9 protein-coding genes and 1 pseudogene are annotated in these 11,664 nt (G+C 35.4%); 4 read left to right on the forward strand and 6 right to left on the reverse strand.

Annotated elements, in window-relative coordinates; translation table 11 throughout:
• Window positions 1-107 precede the first annotated feature (107 nt).
• Entirely contained in the window at window positions 108-512 is a 405-nt protein-coding gene (gene umoC / locus QSH13_RS05550; protein ID WP_109396838.1) for a lysozyme inhibitor LprI family protein, read from the forward strand.
• 122 nt (window positions 513-634) lie between these two features.
• On the opposite strand, the gene QSH13_RS05555 is transcribed toward umoC, so the two are convergent.
• The 4 genes from QSH13_RS05555 to QSH13_RS05570 form a co-directional block, all read right to left on the reverse strand.
• A complete protein-coding gene (locus QSH13_RS05555) occupies window positions 635-1,339 on the reverse strand; it encodes a LutC/YkgG family protein (RefSeq protein ID WP_109396837.1) in 705 nt (234 codons plus the stop codon).
• A gap of 1 nt (window position 1,340) precedes the next feature.
• Window positions 1,341-2,762, reverse strand: a complete 1,422-nt coding sequence (locus tag QSH13_RS05560; protein ID WP_075670932.1) for a LutB/LldF family L-lactate oxidation iron-sulfur protein — start codon at window positions 2,760-2,762, stop codon at window positions 1,341-1,343.
• 12 nt (window positions 2,763-2,774) lie between these two features.
• Entirely contained in the window at window positions 2,775-3,494 is a 720-nt protein-coding gene (locus QSH13_RS05565) for a (Fe-S)-binding protein (RefSeq protein ID WP_099659343.1), read from the reverse strand.
• Window positions 3,495-3,614: 120 nt separating this feature from the next.
• Window positions 3,615-5,141: an L-lactate permease gene (locus QSH13_RS05570; RefSeq protein ID WP_286038910.1), complete on the reverse strand. Its 1,527-nt coding sequence runs from the start codon at window positions 5,139-5,141 to the stop codon at window positions 3,615-3,617.
• A 2,030-nt stretch (window positions 5,142-7,171) separates the two neighbouring features.
• Between QSH13_RS05570 and QSH13_RS05575 the strand changes: the two genes are divergently transcribed.
• From QSH13_RS05575 to QSH13_RS05585, 3 genes are all read left to right on the forward strand, one after another.
• The gene (locus QSH13_RS05575; protein WP_109396835.1) at window positions 7,172-7,462 is read left to right on the forward strand and encodes a putative quinol monooxygenase; all 291 of its coding nucleotides are present in this window, start codon (window positions 7,172-7,174) and stop codon (window positions 7,460-7,462) included.
• 203 nt (window positions 7,463-7,665) lie between these two features.
• The gene (gene yafC, locus QSH13_RS05580) at window positions 7,666-8,565 is read left to right on the forward strand and encodes a DNA-binding transcriptional regulator YafC (RefSeq protein ID WP_286038911.1); all 900 of its coding nucleotides are present in this window, start codon (window positions 7,666-7,668) and stop codon (window positions 8,563-8,565) included.
• A gap of 361 nt (window positions 8,566-8,926) precedes the next feature.
• Window positions 8,927-9,505 (forward strand): NAD(P)H-dependent oxidoreductase, encoded by a 579-nt coding sequence (locus tag QSH13_RS05585; protein WP_109396833.1) that lies wholly within the window; start codon window positions 8,927-8,929, stop codon window positions 9,503-9,505.
• 94 nt (window positions 9,506-9,599) lie between these two features.
• Here QSH13_RS05585 and QSH13_RS05590 read toward each other — a convergent pair whose 3' ends face one another.
• Window positions 9,600-11,150 (reverse strand): methyl-accepting chemotaxis protein, encoded by a 1,551-nt coding sequence (locus QSH13_RS05590; RefSeq protein ID WP_286038912.1) that lies wholly within the window; start codon window positions 11,148-11,150, stop codon window positions 9,600-9,602.
• 427 nt (window positions 11,151-11,577) lie between these two features.
• Window positions 11,578-11,664 (reverse strand): annotated as a pseudogene (locus QSH13_RS05595) (RNA-guided endonuclease InsQ/TnpB family protein); the annotation flags it as partial.

Genomic DNA, 11,664 nt, shown 5'->3' on the forward strand with positions numbered 1-11,664 from the left:
GCGATATATCTTAAAATCAAGCTGTTCGCACGAATAGATGTGATACTGGCTATTTTATACATTATGTTGAGCATAAATTTTATTATAAATATCTATAAGGAGTTCGTGTGAAGATAAGTTTATTTATGATCTTTTGTAGCTTACTGACAGTTAGTTTTTTTTCTTCGGCACAAAACAAATACGATCCTTTAGCAAAATGTTATGAAGTGACTGCGAACGAGCCGAGAACAGCAGTGCAAGCTTGTTTATTGGATGAGTTAAAACTGGCAGAACAGCAAATGAATGTCATTTATGACAAAAGTAAGAGTGATCTTGAAGATAGTGATTCTGTTGCTGCGAAAAGTGCTATCGATGCATTAGCGAGTTCTCAACAGCATTTTATTCAATTTAGAAGCGCTGAGTGCCAACGACAATCCGCATTATTAATGGGGGGAACGGGGGCAGGAGATGTTTTACTCGCATGTGAAATAAAATTGAATCAATGGAGAGCAAAAACTTTATTGAATAATTAATTGGTAAATTATAGAGAAAACCCAAAAGCCATTAACTTATCTTTTGGGTTTGATTTAGGCGTCAATGATTGACTCAGACTGTTAGTTATTTTGTTATCGTTTTAACGTTATTTTATCTTGAATTAGCAATCTTCAATAATTAAATAAGCCGCATGAACAGGGCCATGAACCCCCCACACTTTAATCAACTCAATATCAGCAGTAGAACTTGCACCACCAATTAAATTGATACAAGACGGCATTCTCACACCTTCTTGAGCCATTTTATGCAAACGCTCAGCAATTTGAGCCACACGAGGCAAAATATCGCTTTTACGTAGGATAACAATTGAGGTTTCGGGTAGTAAGCTAACGGCACGTCCTTTTTCTGGAGACGAAAATAAAACAATCCCACCAGATTCAGTTAAGCCCGCTTCAGCAAAAACAATCCCGATTTGAGAGCGTTCAGCATAAACGATATTTTCACGTCCAAGTGCAGGATCCCAAATATAAGTTTCGTATTTTTCGCTAACCGCTTTTGTGATGCCAAGTGCATCTAAACGCTCATCACCACTTATTACCACTGAGCCTTTACAATCATAACTTTCACAGAGCTCAATTAGGCTATTAATAACTTCATCAGGTTTGCTAACAACACATTTCACCATTTGAGTCTGTGCAAAGTCAGTAAACTCTTTGCACAGTTCATCTTGAGTCAAATTAGTTAACCGTGTTTTCGCTAAATCGTTTACCGGTGTAGGTTGTGGCTGTGGTTTATGAGCGATAGGACGCCCTAATTTTTCAGCAATAGTTTGCAGAAATTCATTACGGTTTTGTTCGTTTAACATATTATTTTTTTCCTTCTGCTTTATGGCGTTTAAACCAACTACGGAAGCTATAACCATCCGGTTTAGGGAGATCACGCGATTCCATCCAATCGTTAAGAACACTGATTTTGATTGGTGTAGAACCATTTTTGATCATTAACCCTGCCATTTTCGCACCAACATTCATACCCACTTTCCAAAGAGCAGGGTGTGAATTGAGGTAGTTAAACATACCGGTGACTCGACGTTCAGCTTTTGGTGTAAGGCCTGTTTCTGCCATCACACGGCGATGTTTTAAAATGAGTTGTGCTAAAGGAATTTTAACTGGGCAAACCACATTACAAGCGTTACATAATGAACATGCATAAGGGAGATCGTGGAAATCTTTATAACCTCCTAATAGCGGGGAAATTACAGCACCAATTGGACCCGGATAAATTGAGCCATAGGCATGACCACCAATATTACGATAAGCCGGACATGTATTGAGGCAAGCACCACAACGAATACAACGTAAAATATCTTTAAATTGTGAGCCTAAAATTTCAGAACGACCATTGTCCACAATCACTAAATGGAATTCTTCAGGACCATCAACATTGCCTGCTTCACGAGGGCCTGTCACCCAAGTGTTATAACTGGTTAAACGTGAGCCAACAGCACTACGACATAACATGGTTATCAACGGATCAACTTCTTCAAAGGTGGGAGCCACACGTTCCATACCCATAACTGCTATATGGGTTTTAGGTAATGTAGTGGTCATCCTTGCATTACCTTCATTGGTGACTAAACAGACAGTACCTGTTTCAGCCACGGCAAAGTTACAGCCGGTGACACCAATATCAGCAGAAAGGAAATCTTGTCTTATACGTTGTCTAATGAAAAGCGTCATATCTTCTGGCGTTTCACTGCCTTCATAATTGAGTTTTTCATTTAAGACTTTGCGAATTTGATAGCGATCTTTGTGGATCGCTGGAACCACGATATGAGACGGTGGATCGTTATCTAATTGAAGAATATATTCACCAAGGTCAGTTTCGATGATCTCAATGCCTTCATTTTGTAAGGCTTTATTCATCCCAATTTCTTCGGTGACCATTGATTTAGATTTTACAATCTTCTTCGCGTTTTTCTTTTTGGCAACTTCACAAATATAACGAGAGGCATCTTCTGCTGTTTTAGCAAAATAAACATGGCCTCCGTTTTCAGTCACTTTTTCGGATAATTGATAGAGATAAGCATCTAAATTTTCAAGCACATGGTTACGGATTTGTTCTGCGCGATCACGCCACTCTTCCCAATTACCGAGCTCCTTCACCATGATTTGACGGTTAGCCCCAATACGTTCTTGCGCCATAACAACCGCATTACGCATGATTGTGTCTTTCATTTCATGTTCGAGGCGAGGTCTGAAATCTATATCACTGGTTTTGATAGACATAAGCAAGCTCCCTTATTGACTCATTAAAACTTGTGCAATATGCAACACTTTTACCGGACGTTTTTCACGACTTAAACGACCTTGAATGTTGATTAAGCAACTTGTATCGGCACCAATGACATAATCAGGGCTCACATCCATGATATGTTTTACTTTTTCGGTCACCATCTCACCTGAAATTTCAGACATCTTCACGGAGAATGTTCCACCAAAGCCACAGCAGGTTTCTGAGTTTGCAAATGGCAACATTTCAAGACCTTCAACATGTTTTAACAACGTTAAAGGCTCACTTACGACACCTAATTTTCGAGTTAAACTGCAAGATGGGTGATAAACCGCTTTACCTGGCAGACGAGCGCCAACATCAACAACACCAAGCGTATTAACAATAAAGCTGGTTAAATCAATCAGGCGATCGGCAACACCTTGCGCCCGTAATGCCCATTGAGGCTCATCAGCAAGATAAGTTGGATAGCCTTTAATGGCATAAGTACAGGAGCCTGCGGGTGAAATAATGGGATAGTCGTTCACTTCCAATGTTTCAATTAACGATTTCATGGCAGGTTTTGCGTTATTTACATAACCGCTATTAAGCGCTGGCTGACCACAGCAACCTTGGCGTTCTTGAAATAAGACTTCGCAGCCTAATTTTTCAAGTAACAGGACGGTGTCTCGAGCTGAATCTGCTTTCAGCACATCACCAAGACAGGTCGCATAAAAATTAACTTTCATTAATCGAACTCCAAAAACATCGCTCAGATGTTGTCATTTTTACTAAAGATAAAATTCTTTTATTGCTTCGTTATAAGAGGAGAAGGGAGCGGGGTGAACACACTCCCTTTTCCTTATTAATTAGTTCATTAGATGATAAATAATGCCGATCTTCGCCCCAAGAATAATGATATAGGCGATACAGTATTTTAAGGTTTCACGCATGATGGCACTGCTTTGACCATCCATTTTGGTCGCTGAAACAGCAATGGCGATACTTTGTGGTGAAATCATTTTACCGCCCGTTGCACCAGAGGTATTGGCTGCTGCCAGAATAAATGGATCGATATTGAGTTTGGCTGCTGCACTGGTTTGTAACTTACCAAACAGTACGTTAGAGTTGGTGTCACTACCGGTTACGAAGGTTCCCAACGCACCGATTACTGGCGCAATAAAGATAAATCCTGCACCTGTGAAATCGACTAAGGTTTCGGCGATACTGCCAATCATGCCACTGAAATCCATGACCGTTGCCATCGCTACAATTGCTGTGATGGCAATAATCGAGTTTTTCAGTTGGATCGTTGTCTTAACCAGAACAGAGATAAGTGTTGAAACACTTGCACCTTGAATGGTGCCCCCTACAAAGCTGGCGAGAATAATTAATACACCCGGAGTACTTAACCAAGCAATGGTTTGATATTCCGTTTGTGTTTCACTTAATACAAATGGGATCTTTGTGGATATTGAACCTGCCATGCTTTGAAGCGTAGGGAATAAAGGTGAGCACGCTAAAATAAAAATAAAGGTAAACAGATAAATAGAACTTGCTACTAACAACTCTTTACCCGTGTGCTTTTTGATATTTTTTTGTTTATCACCGCCGTTTTTCATGCGTTTAGCAAGGAAAATAACCACAATTAAGCTGATTAAGCTACCTGCAAACGCCGGTAATTCAGCACCTAAATTAGCAGCAACGATATATTGAGGGATCAGTGTACTGATACCACACATTAAGGTAATAAATCCGACACCTTTAATCGCTTTAATTCCGCCACCAGCAATAGCAACGATGACAAAAGGCAAGACGATATTAAATAATCCCAACTGAATAATAATTGTTTTACTCAGCACTAATACATCAAGCCCAGTGTTTTGTGCCAAAATTGAAACTGGGATACCGACCGCACCAAAAGCTGTAGGAACAGTATTAGCAACTAAAGAGGCAACAGCTGCTTTAAAAGGATCAAATCCAAGTGCAATTAAAATACCGATAGGAATGGCAACCGCAGTACCATAACCCGCAACTGCTTCAAGGAAGCCACCAAAACACCATGAGATAAGCAGAACTTGCACGCGTTTATCATCACTTATACCCGCAAGTACATCTTTAAGTACATCCATGCCACCTGTTTTTAGCATCAAGTTATAACTATAAATAGCCGCAAGAATGACGATGATAATTGGCCATAATCCTTTCACTGCTCCATAAAGGACAGAGACTGACGCAAATTGAATGGTGTTGTTCCAATGGAAAATAGCCAGCGCAACAGTTATCACTAAAGACACGAGCACGGCATGGTGAACGGCTGATTTCATTTTTAAGATCATAAAAATCAAAACCGCTAAAGGCACAATGCCTAATAAGAATGATAGATAGTCGGACATGATTATTTTTATCCTTAAGTTTGCAATTTTTATCGTTTATAACTGCGTTGGCAAACCTATAAATTGGTCATCATATAATTGTGTAGGGTACTAGGTTTTATTAATGCTCTACTTTGCTGAAACGATAAATCATAAATAAAAAAAGATAGTTACTAACCTAAACAATGAAAAACATTATCACTTAGGAAATTGTTAGGTTAGATTGGTTGGCTATTGTAGGGAATATTTATTGAGATGTAATAGAATAAAATCAATTGTGTGACAAATATAAAAAAATTCCTTTTTTCTCATTATTTGCTTGTTAGTTGTCTTGTTTTTTGATGTTCATCAATGTAATTGGATTGCTAATGTTGTTATCAAATTGGTTTTTGATGAAAAAAAGAACGATATTGATGGTTTTAGCTATGTAATAAAAAGATGAATTTAAGTCTAAAATGCTCTTTTTTAGGATAGGAATGGCTATCTATGTCGCAAATAATCATAAATTAAATTAATGTATTGTTTGTGGGGACTATTTTATTAACAAATAGCTTTAATGTTATATATTTTAATTTTTTATTATTATGAGTTTTTATTTTTTTATTATTTAAATTTTCGTTAATTTTATTTTTCAATGGTTGCTTTTATTGTTGTATTTATTTTTTTGGTTTCTTATTTTTTTTTTTTTGTTTTTATTTTTTTATTTTGTTTTTTTATATTGATTATTTTCTTTACATTGTTTTTATTTCTTGTTTGTTTTTTTTGTTGTTTTTTATTTTTAAATTACGATGTTTTTTTATTCTAATTATAGAAATTTTTGTTTTATTGTAAGAATATAATTTATTATGGTTTGTTTTTTCTTTTTTTTTAAATTTAACAATGTTAATTATACAAAAATAATATTTTCATATTAACTGTTTAAGTCGATGTTAATATGATTTCCTCATCAATGATTGACTTCTTTTTGTCTCTTAACGCGCGCAACCACTGGTTTTGATGTTGGGTTTAATTGTAATACAAATCATGAAGATAATGGAGGGTTGAAGAGTGAAATAAATATAAAATGAGAATGGTTCTTCCTAATTGTTTTCAGTTAAAGATATGTTTAAAGTGATCTTGATCGTATTGGCAAAAGTAAAAAGTTTATTTTTCTTATTTTTTATGACTGAAAAAGCATAAAAAAAATCCTATATAATAAGAGAAAAATATTTATTTAATCGTTTTTCTATACATTATTTGAAGTGTTTAAGTTAACTGTTATAGAGCAAAGATAAGATATGAAATATTTTTGATGTAATATCTCATTTTTAGATGAGATATTCATTTTACCCAGAAAATTGTCATACAAATATTGAAAGTAAAAAAATGATTGAAAAGTAAGTTTGCAGATAATTATTCTTGTTTTAACTACGTAATAATTTCTCGCGAAATGTTTTCTTTAGCATGAGAGAGGGGGGGAAGGATATTTTTTAGCGCTATAAGCTTCTCTTACAATAAGTGACATTATCTTGAGATTATTATGGAAGTATTAATAGTGAAAAGATTATTCTCATCATTAAATAGCCCTATTTTGATAACAGAGACCAGTGATTATGTTAGCGATGTTTTAGGATTTAACATTTGACGCTATCCATCACCGTCAAAATAACTTTGCAAATACAAACAGTTTGTCTGATATTGGTAAAATTGTTTACATTTCATTGGCGATGTTGTTACACATAAAAAAAAGAACAAAAGTGTGAACTAGGTTGTTTTTTTCATTGGGGTGAATGCGCATTAATGTATAAATCGAATGCCATTATAGAAGCTATGGCAATCACACCCGTGACAGAGTAGGGATTATTTGTTTACCACTTTGATTGAAAAATTTTACTTAGAGATAACGGTTAATCACCATTTCCTTGAGGCAAATCCAGTTGCTCCACTGCAAAATACTTTTGCTTAAATGTGAAGAATTGGAATGAAGAATGAGATAAGAATTGTGTTAGAGTAATTTGAGTTTATGAAGCAATGTACTTAACAATCTCATAGCCGAGCGATAGGATTTTTATATGAACAATATCAGATTAATAGCCACTATTGTGGCAAAAGAAAATCATGAGAGTGATGTATTGTCTGCTTGTCGGGCGATGATAAAGCCAAGTCATCAAGACGAAGGTTGTATCCAGTATGAACTTCATAAGGATACGACTCAACCAAGAACCTTTATTTTCTTTGAAATATGGGAAAACCAAAGTGCCATTGATAAACATAATGAAACGGCACATATGAAAGCATTTATCGAAAATTTAAAGGATAAAACTGATTCACTAGAGATTAAATTTATTGAGAAATTAGCTTAATGCTATTTTTTCCACAGTGAGTGAGTTAAGCAGGTATCTCATTAAGGGTTATCTGCTTATTTTTTGGGATATATACATTGCTTATAGTGGGTTATGGCTAATAACTCACTATACCTCTCTATTATTAACTTAATTGCAATAATAAAAAGATACTCGTATTCTTAAATTTCAGTACGTTACTTAATACTACCGAGGTTTATGATATGAAAGCAACATCAGAAGAAGCGAGAGTATTTGTTGAAGTTGTTGAGCATAAAAGTTTTACAAAAGCTGCAGATAAACTGAATCTCGCTAATTCAGCGGTAAGTCGTACTGTAAAAAAATTAGAAGATAAATTAGGCGTTAATTTGCTGAATAGAACAACTCGCCAAATTGATCTTACTGCAGAAGGTGAACTTTATTTTCAGCGGATGAAAGTGATATTGCAAGAGATGCAAGCTGCTGAAAATGAGTTATATGGTACACAACGTTCCCCTAAAGGCTTATTGCGTATTGACGCTGCTACACCTGTGGTATTGCATCTTTTGATCCCTTTTATTTCTGTTTTTCGCCAACAATATCCTGATATTATTTTGTCATTAGTCTCTTCTGAAACCTTTGTTAATTTAATTGAGCGTAAAGTGGATGTGGCTATACGAGTCGGTCATTTAACTGATTCAAGTTTACGTGCTCGTCCTTTATTTAATAGCCATCGTAAAATTATTGCTTCGCCAAAATATATTGAGCGAAAAGGATTTCCGACAACAGCGCAAATGTTGAGTGAGCATACTTGTTTAACATTTACTGAGCCAGTTTCATTAAATACATGGCCTTTAGAAATCGAAAAAAATGTATTCATTACGGTAACGGAAGGGATATCTGCAAACAGTGGCGAAACATTAAGGCAACTATGTATGAGTGGTGAAGGAATTGCTTGTTTATCTGATTTTATGGTGAATAAAGATATTCAAGAAGGCAAACTAGTTGAGCTATTTAGCGATAAAATACAATCTATACCATTACCTTTTCATGCTGTTTATTATAGTGATCGCGTAGTGAGCCAGCGCATTCGCGTTTTTATTGATAGTTTAACTCAATATCTATCAGACACATTAAAGCTGTAACTTTTAGCACATTGATGTGCTTAATTTCTTACAACTTATCTTAAGGTAATAAATAGTAATACAATCCTATCTGGCTAGAAGGTCGTCCTATTAATGTTATAACAGCCAGTCATTTAAAAAAATAGTCTGAGAAACAATAGACTTTTGCCTAAAAAGCAATAATCGTTATAATTAATACACCTAATCGTAAAAGTGATTATTTGTGGTTTTTTATGTTTTATGTAGCTTATTTTGAGTTTAAATAAAGATTATAACTCTGCTTTTTATTTGTTTTTGGTTTTTATTGTCGTGTGCGAACTTATTTGTTTCCTGTTAGATTAACTCCATTAGACGTATCGCAAGAAAAAATTTAGGAGTTAACATGAACATTTTACTGATTAATGGTGGTCAAAACTTTGGTCATTCTGCCGGTCAATTAAACCGCACATTGCATGATGTTGCTACTGAACATTTAGTCACATTAGGTCATCGTGTTAAAGAGACTCAAATAGAAGAAGGCTATGATATTGATGATGAAATAGATAAATTTCTATGGGCTGACACTATTATTTATCAAATGCCTGGCTGGTGGATGATGATGCCATGGAAAGTAAAAAAATATATGGATGATGTGTATACATTTGGTCATGGCAAGTTATATGAGAATGATGGTCGTACTCGTCGTGATCCTAAAAAGCAATACGGTACAGGTGGGCTATTACAAGGTAAAAAATACATGCTCTCCGTAACGTGGAACGCTCCTGTTGAAGCCTTTAATGAATTTGGCAATTTCTTTGATGGTAGAGGTGTTGATGGTGTTTATTTTGCTTTTCACAAATCACAACAATTTTTAGGGTTATCTCAATTACCAACTTTTATGGTTAATGACGTTATTAAAGAGCCAAAAGTTGATAATGATATTGCTGAATATAAAGCACATTTAACTCACGTTTTTGGTTGATATAAGCGGTTATTCTTTCATCTAAATATGTTTTCAAGGTCACGACAATTTTCACTGAGTGACCTTGAACAACACTATCAAATACAATAACGAATTAGATGCACTTAATCTGAAAGTAATTAACAAGTTTAGTTAGATTTAAGGCTTGGTCGTTAAGAGAATTTGCGGCAGCGACAGATTCTTCAACTAATCCTGCATTCTGTTGCGTTGTCGAATCAAGCTGACTTATAGCATTATTGATTTGTGATATACCATCGCTTTGCTCATTACTTGCCTGCCCAATTTCTCGTAATAATGCGCTGATTTCTTCAACATCGGTGATCATTTTTTGGATTTGTGAGTCGGCTTGCTCAACTAATTCCATTCCTTCTTGTGTTTGAGTTGATGAGTTATCAATAAGAGCACGTATATCATTAGCGGAATCTGCGCTCTTTTGTGCCAGTAGTCTGACCTCACCAGCAACAACTGCAAAACCCTTACCATGTTCACCTGCTCTAGCAGCTTCAACAGCAGCATTTAGTGCAAGAATATTAGTTTGGAATGCAATGGCATCAATTAAGTTAATAATATCGGTCATTTGAGATGATGAGCTATTAATTGCTCTCATTTTTTCAGTTAGCTGAAGCATCATTTTGCCATTATGGTGTACAGCGACTTCAGTTTTTTCAGCAACATTAATTGCATTATGAGTATGATCTGTTGTGTTTTTAACGGTTGACGTCATTTGCTCCATTGAGCTTGCGGTTTCTTCTACTGATGTTGCTTGTTCTTCTGTTCTTGCCGCTAAATTTTGGCTACCCGCAGTAATTTGCTCTGCTGCCGAGGAAATATTTTCAGCACCGTTTTGTACATTTTGCACAACCTCTAATAGGCGCATTTTCATTTCAGCAAGGGCTTGTAATAGTATCCCTACTTCATCATGATAATCAGTATTCACTTCTTGTGTTAAATCACCATTTGCGATGGCTTTTGCAAAATTTATTGCCTTTTCTAATGGGAGAGTAATGCCTCTAGTAATAAACCATCCTAAAATGCTACCCACAATAATACTGACAAGAGTTAATAATATTAAAAATATTCTTTTCTCAATAAAATCATGTTCAACAGCGTCACCTGCCTCTTCCATTTTTTGATTTTGTAATTCGATAAACTCTAATATTTTGTCGCGATATTTTAATTGGATAGCGGAGGTTTTTGTGATCAGTTCATTGACTGCAGCGTGTCTGTTATTTTCATTAAATGCCTTTACTACAAAGTTTTGAGAAGTTATATATTGCTGACGAATGTCATAAACCTCAGCTAAGATTTTTTTTGACTCAGCATCGTGTGTGGATTCGTCTAACTCTTTCAGCAATTGCGCAACTTTAGCGGTGATCTCTGCTTTCTTGCTCTCTTGTTCACTCGCTAAACTTCCTTGCTCATCAAGCATAGTGAGTTGCTGAAATATAATAAACTCATTGAAATTATTAATCAGTAAATTGGCTTTGACTGTGGTTGGATAGATATCATCAACGACATCATGAATATCTTGATTCGCACTATTTAAACCCATTAGTGCGAAACTGGAACCCAACATAATTAACATCACAAAAATTGTAAATGCGATGGTTAATTTTGTACGAATTTTAAAGTTTTTAAAGAACATGCTTAACCCTGGATAAATAATAATTAATAAGTATTGATAACTTATTGAAGAACAAACAGTATCGGTAACTAGTGGCAGAACTTTAGCCATTAAACTAAGTAAAGGGAGATAAAGAGGTTTGCATTGATTTTTAACACATTATTTTTATTGAAAAAAAGAGATTTCCTCTCTTTTTTTATCTAAGAGTGCTGAGTATTTAACTTTAATCCAACTTTATAAATCTGGACGTAACGTAATAAAAAATCAAAGATATTCTTTATTTTCCGTTAACAATTGTTTGTTCGATTTTAATATTTGTTAATTAATCTTGGGGTATTTGGAAAGTAAAATAAAGGCCAATAAATTATAAGAGTGGCTAAATGTACATTATCTAAGATGCACTCACCGGTGACTGCTCCCCGCCCTGTCGGGCGAGGCTTCCCACTTCTTAGACCGCAACCGTCTGTGTGACGGATTTACGCTGGCCTCCATGGGCAGAAACGACGAGTCCCGCCGCTTGTAATTCCAGTATGCC

Source organism: Proteus faecis (genome assembly GCF_030286765.1).
GTDB lineage: Bacteria > Pseudomonadota > Gammaproteobacteria > Enterobacterales > Enterobacteriaceae > Proteus > Proteus faecis.